The sequence below is a fragment of the Agrobacterium vitis genome (genome assembly GCF_037039395.1).
GTDB lineage: Bacteria > Pseudomonadota > Alphaproteobacteria > Rhizobiales > Rhizobiaceae > Allorhizobium > Allorhizobium vitis_E.
On the sequence record NZ_CP146242.1, the window covers coordinates 1001451 to 1017913 of the forward strand.

10 protein-coding genes are annotated in these 16463 nt (G+C 57.8%); 6 read left to right on the forward strand and 4 right to left on the reverse strand.

Annotated features, from left to right (window positions below; genetic code table 11):
- Positions 1 to 315: 315 nt before the first annotated feature.
- From V6582_RS07365 to V6582_RS07380, 4 genes are all read right to left on the reverse strand, one after another.
- Positions 316 to 2844 carry a methyl-accepting chemotaxis protein gene (locus tag V6582_RS07365; RefSeq protein WP_156631903.1) on the reverse strand — a complete coding sequence of 843 codons (2529 nt, stop codon included), beginning with the start codon at positions 2842 to 2844 and terminating at the stop codon, positions 316 to 318.
- A gap of 256 nt (positions 2845 to 3100) precedes the next feature.
- Complete coding sequence (locus V6582_RS07370; RefSeq protein ID WP_156631996.1) at positions 3101 to 3961, reverse strand: LysR family transcriptional regulator; 861 nt, start codon at positions 3959 to 3961, stop codon at positions 3101 to 3103.
- Positions 3962 to 4293: 332 nt separating this feature from the next.
- A complete protein-coding gene (locus V6582_RS07375; RefSeq protein WP_156540775.1) occupies positions 4294 to 4440 on the reverse strand; it encodes a hypothetical protein in 147 nt (48 codons plus the stop codon).
- A 388-nt stretch (positions 4441 to 4828) separates the two neighbouring features.
- Positions 4829 to 6016, reverse strand: a complete 1188-nt coding sequence (locus tag V6582_RS07380; protein ID WP_156631904.1) for an NAD(P)/FAD-dependent oxidoreductase — start codon at positions 6014 to 6016, stop codon at positions 4829 to 4831.
- Between the two features lie 146 nt (positions 6017 to 6162).
- Here V6582_RS07380 and V6582_RS07385 point away from each other — a divergent pair, with 146 nt between their 5' ends.
- The 6 genes from V6582_RS07385 (at position 6163) to V6582_RS07410 (ending at position 16417) form a co-directional block, all read left to right on the forward strand.
- Complete coding sequence (locus V6582_RS07385; protein ID WP_411909750.1) at positions 6163 to 7581, forward strand: glutamine synthetase family protein; 1419 nt, start codon at positions 6163 to 6165, stop codon at positions 7579 to 7581.
- A gap of 69 nt (positions 7582 to 7650) precedes the next feature.
- Positions 7651 to 8934 carry an NAD(P)/FAD-dependent oxidoreductase gene (locus tag V6582_RS07390; protein WP_156631905.1) on the forward strand — a complete coding sequence of 428 codons (1284 nt, stop codon included), beginning with the start codon at positions 7651 to 7653 and terminating at the stop codon, positions 8932 to 8934.
- A gap of 145 nt (positions 8935 to 9079) precedes the next feature.
- The gene (gene zwf, locus V6582_RS07395) at positions 9080 to 10549 is read left to right on the forward strand and encodes a glucose-6-phosphate dehydrogenase (RefSeq protein ID WP_156631906.1); all 1470 of its coding nucleotides are present in this window, start codon (positions 9080 to 9082) and stop codon (positions 10547 to 10549) included.
- Between the two features lie 13 nt (positions 10550 to 10562).
- Complete coding sequence (pgl, locus tag V6582_RS07400) at positions 10563 to 11261, forward strand: 6-phosphogluconolactonase (protein WP_156631907.1); 699 nt, start codon at positions 10563 to 10565, stop codon at positions 11259 to 11261.
- Between the two features lie 124 nt (positions 11262 to 11385).
- The gene (gene edd, locus V6582_RS07405; protein ID WP_156631908.1) at positions 11386 to 13203 is read left to right on the forward strand and encodes a phosphogluconate dehydratase; all 1818 of its coding nucleotides are present in this window, start codon (positions 11386 to 11388) and stop codon (positions 13201 to 13203) included.
- A gap of 991 nt (positions 13204 to 14194) precedes the next feature.
- A complete protein-coding gene (locus V6582_RS07410) occupies positions 14195 to 16417 on the forward strand; it encodes a methyl-accepting chemotaxis protein (protein ID WP_156631909.1) in 2223 nt (740 codons plus the stop codon).
- The last annotated feature ends 46 nt before the right edge of the window (positions 16418 to 16463 follow it).

The window sequence follows — 16463 nt, forward strand, 5'->3', positions numbered from 1 at the left end:
CTCCCGACATTACTCACGCCACACGCTAATTTTCAGACAAAGATTTTGTCATGAACGCATACTTCAATCAACCGGAAGCGAAACTCGGCCGACATCTCCCCGCTGGGGCGATGAAACAACAGGCGCTGCGGCTCCTTCCCTCTTCTCCCCAGCGGGGAGAAGGTGGCGGCATCCGGATGAGGGGGGCGGAGCCATAAACGGGGAACGTAAGTGATGGCGGTTCTCTGTCAGATATGCCGCTTATCGTTTTATATCAAATGCCTATAAAAACGCCCGGTCTCTCAACCGGGCGCCTCTCATCTCATACCATAACTATCAAGCCGCCCGGTCCCAACGCCCTGCCTGCGCACCGCTTTCCAGCTTGAACTGCTGCAACAGCCCCACCAATTGATCCGCCTCGTCGGCCAGTTGGCGGCTGGCGGCGGAGGTTTCTTCGACCATGGCGGCGTTTTGCTGGGTCAGGCTGTCCATCTGGCCGACGGCGCTGTTGACTTCGCCAAGCGCTGCCGATTGGTCGCGGCTGGCGGCCGCTATGCCTTCGACATGGGTGCTGATCGTGGCGATCTGCTGGCTGATGACGGTCAGGGCAGCCCCGGTTTCCTGCACCAGCCTTGCTCCGGCATTGACCTCTTCGGTGGAGGTGTTGATCAGCGCCTTGATGTCTTTTGCGGCGCGGCCAGAGCGTTGGGCGAGTTCGCGCACTTCTTGGGCAACGACGGCAAAGCCCTTGCCCGCTTCACCCGCGCGGGCTGCCTCGACACCGGCATTCAGCGCCAACAGATTGGTCTGGAAGGCGATTTCCTCGATGACGCTGATGATCTGCTCAATCTTCTTTGAAGCATCCTCGATCCGGCCCATGGCAGAGACGGCATTGCCGACCACGACAGCCGATTTCTCGGCATTCCCTCGGGTTTCGCCAACGATATCATTGACCTCACGCGCCCTGTCGGCGGCCTGGCGAACATTGGAGGTGACTTCGTTGACGGCGGCAGCGGTTTCTTCCAGTGAGGCGGCCTGGGTTTCCGTGCGGCGCGACAGGTCGTCGGTGGAATGGGCCATTTGCTGCACATTGCCCTGAATGGCGGTGACATTGCCCTGGATCAGGCCAATGGTTTCCTTCAGCCGGGTCAGCGAGCGGTTGAAGTCACTGCGCAACTGTTCCATACGCCCGGCAAAAGGATGATCCAGCGTGGCGGAGACATCGCCATTGGCAAGACGCTCCAGCCCGGCGGCCAGTTCCGTCACCGCAAATTGCACGTCCTGGTCGGCCTGCTGCTTTTCCGCATCGTTGCGGGCGCGCTCAGCCTCGCTTTCAGCCCGAACCCGCGCACCCTCGGCCTCGGCGCGGATCTTCGCCTCGGCATTGTCCTTGAACACGCCAAGGGCGCGGGCCATATCGCCGATCTCATCAGGACGCGTGCCGCCAGCAATCTGGATCTCGAGATCGCCGGATGCCAGGCGGCGCATGGCGGCGGTGATCTGGTTGATCGGTCCCTTGAAGGTGGCGATCAGGCCGATGCCAGCGACAATGGCGATGACGATGCCCGCCAGAAGAGCCAGCGCCGACATGGTATCGGCAAAGGCACGCTGCCCATCAGCCACCTGACGCTGGGAGGCGGCAAAATCACTCAGCTGCGACCAGATGGCGTCGATATCGCGGGCGGCGGCAAGAAAAGCGGCTGTTCTCTGGCCATCCATGGCCACCAGTTGGGTGCCCTTTTCGGCCATAACCTCTGTCAATGGCGCGACCTGTGCCAGCTTTGCCTTAATGTCTGCGCTAACATTAGGGTCCTTGGCCATGGCTGCGGCACGACGCTTCAGGGTGCCAAGCGAGGCCTGCAATTTTTGCAGACCATCCGCCGATGCCGCCGCCAGGAACCGCGAACTGCGCAACTCAACCCCGTTGCTGATATCCACCAGCTGACGTGTGGCGGTGAGCAAAGCGGTCGCTTCGGCAATCGGCTGGTCGAGCGTTCCAAACACCCCCGTCGCCTGCCGGGATTTCAAGGTAGACGCGCCCTGCAAGCGGATGGAAACCGGACGCATCAGGTTGATCGCCTGTTCCGCTGCGCCAACCGTTGTGTCGTTGACAATGCCGATTTCGACCTGGGCGGCCAATTGCTGAATATTGTCGGTCAATGATGTGCCAAGCACGGCCTGATCCGCAGGCAAGGCGGAGACGATATCGGTGACGGCCTTTTTCAGCCCCGGCATCTGCGCCTTGACCAGGCTCATCTTCGCCTCAGGGTCTGTGGCGCTGTTGAAATCGGTGACCAACTGGGCAATCAGATTGGCGCCGCGCGTCAACCGGTCGGAGTCGCGCAACATGGTCTTGGCCTGATTTTCATCCTTGGCCAGCGCCTCGCGGACATGGGTGGAATAGGAAAGCAGGTCGCTCTGCTGGCTGGACAGTTGCTGGGTATCGGCCTCCAGCGCCGCACGCAGATCTGCCGCGCCCTGGTTCAGCTCCCAAAGGCGCCTGATCTGACTGGCAATCGCCTGTGTTCCGGCAATGGCTGTATCGACCTGGCTTGTACCGCTCTCACCCGAAATCGAAGCGCGCATGGTTTTCAAACTGGTCAACTGCTTATCCAGCTCCTGATCCAGCGCCGTTTTCGATGCATCCGTGGTCTTTTGCAGGAAAGCTGTCATCGCTGCATAGACATTCTTGAAACCACTCAGCGTGTTGACCACACTATTGGTGACTTCCATCTGCCCTTGCAGGATACGCGATGCGTAATAGCCGGTCAGACCGACGGCCGAAATACTGAGAACGAACGGAACGATGAAGACCAGAACCTTGGTCTGAATCTTGCAGCGAGAAAGAAGACGATCAAATACCATAGCCAAACCCCCGAAACAAAGGGCGAAATTAATTAATTCGAATAAACGAATATAATTGCCGCCTTTCTTTTCTTGCATGGGGGTCTGAATAAATTCTGAATATTCTATGTCGACTTATAGTGATCCACGACCACTCCGTTCTAAAAAGCAACGCACTCTGCATAAACTTCTATTTTCGGCACAAGAAAATAAACCTTGAGTTGCTTTTATTTAACCTAAATCCCTATGCGTTTATTTGAAACATGTGGTTTCACCTCTATCGCCGCCCGGCGAAGGTATCCGCAAAGTCTCTCATCAGGGCAACCAAACGCCGGGCGCAATCGCGGATCTCGCTTCTATGCCGGTCATCATTATTGGTGACCAGCCATTGCCGATGGCGCAATTCGGCAATCTCATCGCCAACCCGCTGAAGCTGCGGATGGCTATCGCCGACAAAACACGGCAGGACCGCAAGGCCCATGCCTGAGACCGCCATATCCTTGAGGGAGCGCGGACGGTTGACGGTGATCAGGATCTGTTCGGCCTTATGCTGATGCGGCCACTTCAAATAGGCTGAGATTGCCGCATCCTGCGCTACGGCGATCCAGGGCTGCACTTCCAGTTCGTCGGCAAGGCGGTGGCGATAGGCCGCGTAGGCAACCTCGCCGAGCGGGACCCTGGCAAGATTGCTCTCCTGCGGCTCAAAAGCCCGGATACCAATATCGGTTTCGCGATGCGCAAGGGCAGCGCGCTCTTCGGTAATATGCAGATCGAGGCGAAAGCGATCATTGCTCCGGCACAGCTTCGGCAGGTTCTGGGCGATCAACCAGGAAATCCACGTTCCCGCCGTCACCCGTACCAGCGCTGGCTGCGACGCCTGCTGGCGCCAGAGATCAATGCCGCGCTCCGCCGCCTCAAAGGATTTCAGATGATCGAGCAAGGCACGACCATCCACCGTTAACGTATACCCCGTCTGGGCCCGGTGAAACAGGACCCGGCCCAGCTTTTGCTCCAGCTCTACCATCCGCCGGCCAAGGGTGGCGGCACTGAGGCCGGTGGAGTGCACAGCCCCCGTCAGCCCGCCATTGCGCGCCACATCGATGAAGAGCTGGTAGGTATCCCAGGGCAGGTTTTTCATGGGTGAACGATATAACGCAATCTCGGCGATATATCCATCATCCATGAAAGGTTAGCCTTCTCCAGAACACTGGAGATGACGGTCATGGACTCTATCGGATTGCTTGCCTTTCAGGAAACCATAAGACGGGAGGCGATCAGCCGTCATGCATTGACGCCCGCCCAGCAAGAGGATGCGTTTTACAGGTTTTATAGTGAGCCATCCTGGCCGCGCCTAAGAAGGATCTTTTCCAGACTTTTCGGCATGCGAAAGGGCCGCAGATGTGCGCCGGAGGATGTGGACGCGCAGGCAGAAGCGACAGTCGCCGCTTTGCCGCAGGCGCCAAGGTCTGATCAGCCGATAACGCCAATCAGCATCAGGCCATAGACCATGAAGCAGGCCATCAGGCCGAGGCCAGCGCTGCGCAGGATAAGCTTGTTCTGATCGTCGCGCGCCTTGGCGATAGCAATGGCACGGGCCTTCCGGATGGGTCTGTTCATTGGCAGCACTTTCCAAAAGTTAAGCGGGGAATCACCCCGACCTTGATCGTAACCCTAACCCGTCCCGAAAAACAGTAAAACAACGAGGCGGAAGATCACGATGACTGAGGTATATTAACAACTATTGAAAGATGGTGGCGGGAATGCGGCATGGCGCAAGACTTGTCCATGCGGGACACAATTGCGGTAAACAAATCGTATCGTCGCACTCGTGGTCCGATTCCGACATTTGCATCCGTTTGCAGCACCCTCGAGAGCAAATGTCGGAATCTTCAGGACCACTAGCAAGTCTCTGTTTCTAGTGGAATTTAAGAATTTGACATTTGATCCTCGACGGTGCCGCAAGGGGATATCAAATGTCAAATTCATTCCACTAGGATGACAAATATTACGCCGCAAGGCCTGCCGCATGGCCCGACGCCCAGGCCCACTGGAAATTATAGCCACCCAGCCATCCCGTGACATCGACGGCTTCACCGATGAAAGACAGGCCGGGAACTGCCTTAACCTGCATAGTCTTGGAGTCCAGCGCCTGGGTATCGATACCGCCCAGGGTCACCTCGGCGGTGCGGTAGCCTTCCGATCCCGCCGGTTTGATCTGCCAGTTGCACAAGGCATCAGTAATACCTGCCAAGACCTTGTCAGACAGGTCGGCCAGCGGCTTTTCCAGCCCGTGGCGCTCCGTCCAGTATTGCGCCAGCCGCTTCGGCAGATATTGGCCCAAAACCGTCTGCACCGCCTGACGTCCATTGTCGCGTCGGGCGGTTTTCAGCAGGTCCAGAAAATCCAGCTCCGGTTGCAGCGACAGGGTAATGGCCTCGCCCTCGCGCCAATAGGAGGAGATTTGCAGGATGGCCGGGCCGCTTAGACCGCGATGGGTAAACAGCAGCGCCTCACGAAATTCGGTCTTGCCATGACGCACCAGCGCATCGACGGCCATGCCGGACAGCGGCGCCAATTCCTCCAGCAGTCCCGGTTCCAGCGTCAGCGGCACCAGCGCCGGGCGGGTCTCGACCAGGCCAACGCCGAATTGCTCGGCGACGCGATAGGCAAAGCCGGTGGCGCCCATTTTCGGGATGGATTTGCCGCCGGTGGCGACGATCAGCGACTGGCAGACAATGGCGCCTTCAGAGGTCTCGACGCGAAAACCGTCCAGCGTCTTTTCCACGGCGCGGATGTCGGTCTGCACATGCAGCCTGGCACCGGCGGCGCGCATCTCTTCCAGAAGCATGCGGATAATATCCTTGGCGCTGTCATCGCAGAACAATTGCCCAAGGGTTTTTTCATGCCAGCCGATCCGGTGGCGCTCAACCATGGCGATGAAATCGGCAGGCGTGAACCGGGCCAGCGCCGATTTGGCAAAATGCGGATTGGAACTGAGATACTGTTTCGGTCCGGCATGAATATTGGTGAAATTGCAGCGCCCGCCGCCGGAAATGCGGATCTTTTCGCCCGGTGCCTTGGCATGATCGAGCACGGCCACAGACCGGCCCCGCTGGCCAGCCCGGATCGCCGCCATCATGCCGGCGGCCCCTGCCCCGATCACCACCACATCCACCCGCTTGTCCAATGTCATGTCCTCGTCATCATCGCCATGTCTGTTGTGTTTTCGATCGGCAAAGCGATGTCAATTGCATATTCACCCTCGCCAATTCCAGCGAGGCGGATATGATGGCATCATTATCAACACAGATCCGGTGAGACATGCCTGCAAAAAAGACAATGCTCAGACCCAAGGGCGCGGCATCCAAAAAAGCAGGCATTCCCCCAGATATCAGCCCGACGCGTGGGGTCAAGACCTGGAAAGAAGCGGCTTCCTGGCTGCGCTCCCGGGGTATCGAGGATATCGAATGCATTACGCCGGATCTGGCCGGTGTGCCGCGCGGCAAGATGATGCCGAGCTCGAAATTCACCAGCAATACCTCCCTTGCCCTGCCGTCAGCGCTCTATCGCCACACGATCTCGGGCGAATATCCCGATGAAACCGGCAATTTCCGCTATGACAGCCGCGATAGCGACATCAAGCTGTTGCCAGACCTCTCGACGCTGTCGGTCGTGCCCTGGGAGACCGATCCGACCGCGCAGGTGATCTGCGACATCGTCGGCACCGAAGGCGAGGATGTCAGCTATACGCCGCGCAACGTGCTGAAAAACGTCCTTAGCCTCTACGAGAAAAAGGGCTGGAAGGCGGTCGTCGCCCCGGAAATCGAATTCTACCTTGTCGCCAAGAATGAGGACCCGGATTACCCGCTGCATCCGCCGAAAGGCCGGTCGGGCCGGTCGATCATCGGCGGCCAGGGCTATTCCATCGCCGGGATCAACGAATTCGACGAGTTGATCGACGATATCTATCACTTCTCGGCCAAGCAGGGCCTGGAAATCGACACGCTGATTCATGAAGAAGGCCCGGCCCAGCTGGAAATCAACCTGCGGCACGGCGATCCGATCGAGTTGGCCGACCAGGTGTTCCTGTTCAAGCGCACCATTCGTGAAGCAGCGCTGAAACACGGGATTTTTGCGACCTTCATGGCCAAGCCGATGCAGGGCCAGCCGGGCTCGGCCATGCATATCCACCAGTCGGTGGTGGATATCGAAACTGGCCGCAATATCTTTTCCAAGGCCGATGGTTCGCCGTCGTCTGAATTTTTCCACTTCATCGGCGGCATGCAGAAATATGTGCCGAATTCGCTGGTCATGATGGCGCCCTATGTCAATTCCTATCGCCGCCTGACACCCGATATGGCCTGCCCGGTCAACAATGCCTGGGGCTATGACAATCGCACCACCGCTTTCCGGGTGCCGATTTCCGATGCGGCGGCGCGACGGGTGGAAAACCGGCTGCCGAGTTCGGACTCCAACCCTTATCTGGCACTGGCCGCCTCGCTCGGCTGCGGCTATCTCGGCATCTGCAAGGCCATCGAGCCGACCGCGCCGACGGCAGATACCGCCAACGAGGGCTCCATCGAGCTGCCACGCGGCCTGCTGGAAGCCGTCGCCCTGTTGGAAAGCGAGCCGGATTTCGAAACCGTGTTCGGCCGCGCCTTCATCGATATCTATGCGGGCGTCAAGCGCGGCGAATTCGAGACCTTCATGCAGGTGATCAGCCCCTGGGAGCGTGAATTCCTGCTGCTGAACGTCTGATCCATATAGCTGTCACGGCGCCCGCTGTCCCAGGCGGGTCGCCTTGCAGCATTCAAAAAGGAGCTTCGCATGTGGCAAAGCCCGATTGCACCCGGCCTTTCCTGGTATCAAGCCACCGTGGGCGAACGCCCTGAATACGAACCGCTGGATGGTTCGACCACGACAGATGTCGCCATTGTCGGCGGCGGCTATACCGGCTTGCAGGCGGCTTATACGCTGGCACGCGCCGGTGTCGGTGTGGTGCTGATAGAAGGCGGGCGGTTCGGTGATGGCGGCTCGGGGCGCAATGGCGGTCAGTTCGGCACCGGCCAGCGCGCCTGGCCGGAGGAGCTTGAAGCCGAATTTGGTTTTGAGCGCGCCAAGGCGCTGTTCGATATGGCCGAACACGCCAAACGCTATATTCTGGATTTTGCCCGCGAACACCAGATCGACATGGAATTCATGCCCGGCCAGCTAAACGTCGAGCACAAGCGCGGCAAGGACAAGGAGTATCGCAAAAGTGTCGAGATTGCCGCCACACGGTTCGATTATCCGCATATGCATTTCATGGACCGTGAGGAAACGGCGGCACGGCTTGGCTCCAGCCATTATTACTGCGGCATCCGCGATATCGGCACCGGACATATCCACCCGCTGAAACTGCTGGTGGGTCTGGCGAAAGTGGCGAAAAACGCCGGAGCCCGCCTGCATGAAATGACCAAGGCCACATCGATTGCCCAAAGCGGTGGCAAGACGATGATCGAAACGCCGAAGGGTACGATTACCGCCCGCCATGTGCTGATCGCCACCAATGCCTATATCGGCAATCTGGAACCGGTGACAGCGTCCCATGTCATGCCGATTCGCTCCTTCATCGGTGCCACCGTGCCGCTCAAGGATTTTCCGGACATTCTGCCCGGCTCGGAAGCGGTCGCCGATAGTCGGTTCGTGGTGCGCTATTTCCGCAAGACCCGCGACGGCCAATTGCTGTTTGGCGGACGCGAGGCCTATACCGCCGATAGCCCGCGCGACATTTCCGACCATATCCGCCGCCAGATCACCGAGATCTATCCGGCTCTGAAAGGCATCGAAATGACCCATGCCTGGGGCGGCTCGGTGGGCATCACCATGAACCGCCAGCCTTTTGCCCGCGAGGTCATGCCAGGGGTGATTTCCGTCGCCGGTTATTCCGGCCATGGCGTGATGTTGTCAAACTATTGCGGTACGCTGTTTGCCAAATCGGTTCTGGGAGAAGCCAGCGAGTTGGACCTGTTGAAGGAGTTAAAGGTTCCGGCTTTTCCAGGCGGGTCCCGGCTGCGCTCACCGCTTCTGTTCCTGGCGCTCAGCTGGTATGCCCTGCGCGACCGTTTTTGAAGGAACGCTATTCACGCTTTCGTTTTAGAAGGGTCGGGCGTTTTAGAAGCGCCAGGACTGGCTTTTTTAAATCGATTGAATTATAAACCGTGCCAATAGCTTTGCCCATTAGCCTAGCCGATGGCCATGAATGAGAGATGCCCTTATGAGCAGCCAGATTATTCCTGTCGAACCCTTTGACTACGTCGTCTTTGGCGGCACCGGGGATCTTGCCGAGCGCAAGCTTCTGCCGGCCCTTTATCACCGCCAGTTGGCTGGCCAATTGACCGAGCCGACCCGGATCATCGGGGCCTCGCGTTCGCCGATGACGGATGCGGAATACCGCGAATTCGCTCATAAGGCCCTGAAGGAATTTCTGAAGCCCGATGAATTGGAAGAGAGCCAGGTCAAGCGCTTTCTCGACCGGCTGCATTACGTCTCGGTCGATGCCAAGGATGACAAGGGCTGGGATACGCTGAAAAAGCTGCTCGATACCGGCAAGGACATCGTGCGCGCCTTTTATCTGGCCGTTTCCCCATCGATTTTCGGCGATATTGCCGACAAGATCCGCGATCACAAGCTGATTACCAAATCCACCCGCATCGTGGTGGAAAAGCCGATTGGCCGCGATCTGGCTTCGGCCCAAGCGCTGAACGACACGATCGGCAAGGTTTTCAAGGAAGAGCAGATCTTCCGCATCGACCATTATCTCGGCAAGGAAACCGTGCAGAACCTGATGGCGCTGCGCTTTGCCAATGCGCTCTATGAGCCGCTGTGGAATTCCGCCCATATCGACCATGTGCAGATCACCGTGGCCGAATCCGTCGGCCTGGAAGGTCGCGTCACCTATTACGACAAGGCTGGCGCGCTGCGCGACATGGTGCAGAACCATATCCTGCAATTGCTTTGCCTCGTCGCCATGGAAGCCCCGTCCTCGATGAATTCAGAGGCACTGCGCGACGAAAAGCTGAAAGTGCTGCGGGCGCTGAAGCCGATCGATACATCCAATGTCGAAAAGCTCACCGTGCGCGGCCAGTACAGGGCCGGTGCTTCGTCGGGCGGTGCGGTCAAGGGTTACACAGAAGAGCTGGGCGACAGTTCCGACACGGAAACCTTCGTCGCCATCAAGGCCGAGATCAACAATTGGCGCTGGGCGGGCGTGCCGTTCTACCTGCGCACCGGCAAGCGTCTGGCGGGCCGCGTTTCGGAAATCGTCATCCAGTTCAAGCCGATCCCCCATTCGATCTTCGGCGATGTCGGCCGTATCGAGGCCAACCAGCTGGTGATCCGCCTGCAACCGGATGAGGGCGTCAAGCAATGGCTGATGATCAAGGACCCAGGCCCCGGCGGCATGCGTCTGCGCCATGTGCCGCTGGATATGAGCTTTGCCGAATCCTTCGGCGTGCGCAATCCCGATGCCTATGAACGGCTGCTGATGGACGTGATCCGCTCCAACCAGACGCTGTTCATGCGCCGCGACGAAGTGGAAGCCGCTTGGAACTGGGTCGATCCGATCCTGAAGAGCTGGGAAGAGGTCGGCCAGAAGGCGCAGGGCTATACATCCGGCACCTGGGGACCAAGCCAGGCCATCGCGCTGATCGAGCGTGACGGTCGTACCTGGCACGAGAATGACTGAGGGCAACGGCATCATGGCGCATACACTGCATAGCTTTGACAATGGCACGGCGCTGGCAACAGCGCTGGCCGACCGTGTAGCCGCAGCGCTGGCGGAGGCGATTGCCGCCTCCGGCGCAGCGTCGCTGGCTGTCTCCGGCGGCTCCACCCCCAAGGCCTTCTTCGAGGCACTGTCGCAAAAGGAACTGGACTGGGACAAGGTTTCGGTGACGCTGGTCGACGAGCGTTTCGTGCCTGAGGACAATCCCCGTTCCAACCATTTGCTGGTCGCCACACATCTGTTGAAGAACCAGGCCGCCGAGGCCGAATTCGTGCCGCTCTATTCGCCGGAAGAGACCATCGAGGCTGCTGCTGCGGTGGCGAGCGATGCGGTATCCGACCTCGGCACGCCGCTCGACGTGGTTATCCTCGGCATGGGAACCGATGGCCACACCGCCTCGTTCTTCCCGGGTGGCGACAATCTGGAAGACGCGCTTGATCTGACGCTCCCGCCCCGCGTGATCACCATGCAAGCGCCGGGCGCTGGCGAACCGCGGCTGACCCTGTCTTTTTCCAGCCTCGCCGATGCCGGTCTGCTGATCGTTCATATCGAGGGCGCGGAAAAACAGGCGGTACTGGACAAAGCTCTGGCAGGCACGGACGAAACCGAAATGCCTGTTCGTGCCGTATTGGCCCGGGCTGAAACGCCTGTCGATATTTACTGGGCGCCTTAACGGCGCTCCATCAAGCGGCCCTGAGACCGGGGCCGCAAATCGCCTGCAAACGATGGGTTACACAAACGCGACGAAGCCGGTGCTGCCCGTTGCCCCCTGCCCTTTTTCAGGAAGGATGCTTTTCATGAGTGCCGATCACCGTATCGAAGCCATCACCAAGCGCATTGTCGAGCGCTCGAAGCCGACCCGCGAAGCCTATCTGGACCGTGTTCGCCGGGCCGCTGGCAAGGGCGTCAACCGGGGGACGCTGGCCTGTGGCAATCTCGCCCATGGCTTTGCGGTCTGTTCCCCCGGGGACAAGGCCGCACTTGCTGGCGACACCGTCCCCAATCTCGGCATCATCACCGCCTATAACGACATGCTGTCGGCGCACCAGCCGTTTGAAACCTATCCGGCGCTGATACGCCAGGCGGCCAGCGAGGTGGGCGGCGTCGCCCAGGTGGCAGGCGGCGTGCCCGCCATGTGCGATGGCGTCACGCAGGGCCAGCCCGGCATGGAACTGTCGCTGTTTTCCCGCGATGTGATTGCCATGGCGGCTGGCATCGGTCTCAGCCACAACATGTTCGATGCAGCGGTGTTTCTCGGGGTCTGCGACAAGATCGTCCCTGGCTTGATGATCGCGGCGCTGACTTTCGGTCATCTGCCCTCCGTGTTCATTCCGGCTGGGCCAATGACCACGGGCCTGCCGAATGACGAAAAAACCCGCATTCGCCAGCTCTATGCCGAGGGCAAGGTTGGCCGGGCCGAACTGCTGGAAGCCGAATCCAAATCCTATCACGGCCCCGGCACCTGTACCTTCTACGGCACGGCCAATTCAAACCAGATGCTGATGGAAATCATGGGCTTTCACATGCCCGGTGCCTCCTTCATCAATCCCGGCACGCCGCTGCGCGATGCGCTGACCCGCGAAGCCACCAAGCGGGCGCTGGCGATTACCGCGCTTGGCAACCAATACACGCCATCGGGCGAGATGATCGACGAGCGCTCCATCGTCAATGGCGTGGTCGGCCTGCATGCCACGGGCGGCTCCACCAATCACACCATGCACCTGATCGCCATGGCGCGGGCGGCGGGCATTCTGCTCAGCTGGCAGGATATTTCCGACCTCTCCGACATCGTGCCGCTTCTGGCACGCGTCTATCCGAATGGCTCTGCGGATGTGAACCATTTTCACGCCGCCGGTGGCATGGGCTTCCTGATCAAGCAATTGCTGCGCGCCGGTTTCGTCCATGACGACGTGCGCACGGTCTATGGCCAGGGACTTGCCGCCTACACGATCGAGCCGCATCTGAACGCCGATGGCACCGTCGACCGCCAACCCTCGCCCGAAGACAGTGCCGATCCAAAAGTGTTGTCGCGGATCGAAGCACCGTTCCAGGCGAATGGCGGCTTGAAAATGCTGACCGGCAATATGGGCAAGGCGGTGATCAAGATTTCCGCCGTCAAGCCGGAGCGCCACATCGTCGAGGCGCCTGCCATGGTGTTCCATAGCCAGCAGGACATGCAGGATGCCTTCAAGGCTGGCAAGATGAACCGCGACTTCATCGCCGTGGTGCGCTTCCAGGGGCCGAAAGCCAATGGCATGCCGGAATTGCACAAACTGACCCCGTCGCTTGGCGTGCTTCAGGACCGTGGCCTCAAGGTAGCACTGGTAACGGATGGACGCATGTCCGGCGCTTCGGGCAAGGTGCCTGCCGCAATCCACATCACGCCGGAAGCCGTCGATGGTGGACCGATTGCCAAGATCCGCGATGGCGACATGATCCGTCTCGATGCCGTGGCGGGAACGCTGGAAGTGCTTGTCGATGCCGAGGAGTTTGCCGGTCGCAGCCCAGAAGTCATTGACTTGGCGGATAATGACTTCGGCATGGGACGTGAACTGTTTGCCCCTCTGCGTCGCATTGCAGGCCCGGCAGACCAGGGCGCCAGCGTGCTGTTCTAGAATTTGCCCGGCTCAGATTGGGCGGGGCAGGTCTGTCGGATGATAGATCTTATCGGGAACCCGTCGATTTGACGCGGAAACACAGTTTTATATTCTCGGCTATAGCCTCGTGCCGAAGAAGTGGAATCGGCACGGCGCTATAGCACTTTATATCGCCTGGATAATGCGCACCTTAAGCCTCAAGTTGTTTAAGGAATTATGCGGTATAGGTGTCTCGAATATTTCAAGCCTATGGGAGGGTTGCACCACCCTGGGCTTTATCAAATGTGCGGTGGTATTGACCTCTACATTCGCGGCATCATTCAAGCTCATCCAAGATATGAGAGCATCACCGTATTTCGTGTCGCCGCGAAAATGGTTTTATCCATCTATTTCACGCATCCGCGCTTTGAAGGATTTTCGGCGCTGTAATACCAAGTCTCTGACATGCTGACAGCGCGGTTTGTATCTCCAGGGTCGCTTTCAATCCGTCTTGATATACGTAAAAACCCGGGGCAACGATCTTTTTATCACTGTACTCTTTCGGGATTTACTGCCTCCGCCAAAACAACCCGTCACAATCTCCCGTATTTCTCTTCCATACAAAATCATTCCTCAATCATTTGTATTTTTTGATAAATTGAAATTTTGCAAAATTTGTTTTTTGCACAAAATATACAACCAAAAATTGCTTCACCTAGTGCATATGAAAAATTATATGTATTTATATTTTTATTCGAATAAATATTTATTAAATAATTTTGTTATTTATTGAAATAAGTAATGCGTTGAAACGCTATTACATCAGCAGTTTTCAGATTGATTTCGGTCAGCAAAATTTCTGCTCAAACTGGAACGGGTTTTCTGAAAATCGCCGTTTATCACAATGCATTTTTTCTGACGCACAAATCTATAAATCCAAGCATTTTATATTTTTTTAATTTATGTCTATCTACATTAGATTTAATTAATCTATCTGGCGAAAGACGACACCAAAGAGGAAATCAATCCAATGCTCGACAATGTAAAACTCAGTTACAAGATATATGGTGGTTTCGGCATCATTATTGCCATTCTCATCACCATTGCCGGCATGTCAGTCTATTCCAACACCAGTAATCAGTCCAACTTTACTGATTATCGCGCTATTGCCCGGCTGACCAATGAAGCAGGCCGCGTGCAGGCAAACATGTTGGAAGCTCGCCTGGCCTTTCTGAAATATCAAGCCGACCAATCCGCCGATAATCTTGCTGCTTTTGACAACCGACTGGCCACCGTCAAGGAGAGCACCGCCAATCTCTTGTCTATGGCCCGCTCCGATGCGGAGAAATCCGCGTCAGCCGGGTTCACGGCTGCCGTTGCCGACTATGAAAATGGCTTCAAGGCCGTTGTCGCCGCCCAATCGGAACGCGACAAACTGGTCGATACAAGCCTCGACCGGCTAGGCCCTGGAATTGAAAAATCCACCTCACAATTGCTCGGTGATTTCGACAGCAGCGGTAATAATATTGCAGCTTACAAAGCCACTCAGTTTCTGGCCTCGACCTTCGTCATGCGGCTGGCTGCCACCAGATACCTGCTGAACAACGAGACCACGGATTACCAAGCGGCGATGGCGGCAGCACAGGATGCGCTGGCCCGCTCCACCGAGGTTACAGCGGCTATCATTATTCCCGAACGCGCTCAGCGGTTCAAAGCCACCCTGGATGATCTCAACACCTATATCAGCGACCTGACCAAGACACAGGCTGTTATCACCAAGCGCAATTCCGTCATCACCAATGTCATGAATACCGTCGGCCCGAAATTGGCCAAGGACACCGAAGAACTGAAACTGGTCCTGAAGAAAGAGCAGGACACGCTCGGTCCTCGTATCGAGGAGACAATGCGCGCTTCGATCACAACAGCCGTTATTGTCGCCGCACTTGGCTTTCTCTTCGCCACCGTATTGGCCGTATTGATCGCCCGCAGCATCAGCCGTCCGATCCTGGCGATCACCTCCGCGATGAGCAAGCTGGCCGACAACCAGTTGGAGACCGATATCCCGGGCCTCACCTATGATAACGAGGTCGGGTTGATGGCCAAGGCCGTCAATATCTTCAAGCAGAATGCCGTTAAGATTCGCCAGCTGGCCGCCCAGGAAGCCGCTTTGCAGCAGAAAAATGCCGATCTGCAATCCGATATTGCCACGGTCGTCTCGGCAGCGGTCGCCGGTGATTTCACCAGCCGCATTACCAAGCACTACGACAATCCGGATCTGGACGCCTTTGCCAGCAACGTCAACACGCTGGTGGACTCTGTCGACAAGGGTATCGCCGAAACCAGGCGGGTGGTTTCCGCTCTCTCGAATGGCGACCTGACGGAATCCATGAGCGGCAGATATCAAGGCGTGTTTGCCGAGTTGCAGACCAATGTCAACGAAACCATGACCAAGCTGCGGCTGCTGATGGAGCAGGTGCGCCAATCCGCAGATGTCATCAATGGCGGCGCCGACGAAATCCGCCAGGCCTCCAACGACCTGTCTCGCCGGACGGAAACCCAGGCGGCCTCGCTTGAAGAGACCTCGTCTGCCCTGGAAGAAATCACCGTGGCGGTAAAAACCTCGACCGAACGGGCGCAGGAATCCAGCAAAATGGTCTCGGAAGCCCGTCAATTTGCCGAGCGATCCGCCAATGTCGTCCAGGACGCGACAGCCGCCATGAGCCGCATCGAGCAAGCCTCCAACGAAATCACCCAGATCATCAATGTGATTGACGAGATTGCCTTCCAGACCAACCTTCTGGCTTTGAATGCCGGGGTGGAAGCTGCCCGTGCTGGCGAGGCCGGCAAAGGCTTTGCCGTTGTCGCGCAGGAGGTCCGCGAACTGGCGCAGCGGTCGGCCACCGCTGCCAAGGACATCAAGGCGCTGATTACCAAATCGTCGAATGAAGTGGAAACAGGCGTGAGGCTGGTTACCGGCACCGGGGAAGCGCTGAGGGAAATCCAGCAAAAGGTGATCGGCATTTCCAGTCAGGTCACCTCGATTGCCACAGCAGCAAACGAGCAATCCACCGGCCTCAGCGAAGTCAATACTGCCGTCAACCAGATGGACCAGATGACCCAGCAAAATGCCGCCATGGTCGAGGAGGCCGCTGCCAGCACCTCGAAACTGGCCGAGGAAACCGTCAACCTGCTCAATCTGATCTCGCAGTTCAAGGTCCACAAGGCAGACCGGGGCATGCGCCACGCCGCCTGATCGGGATCAGCTTGCAAACCACGTGACACGGCAGGGCAGACGCCCT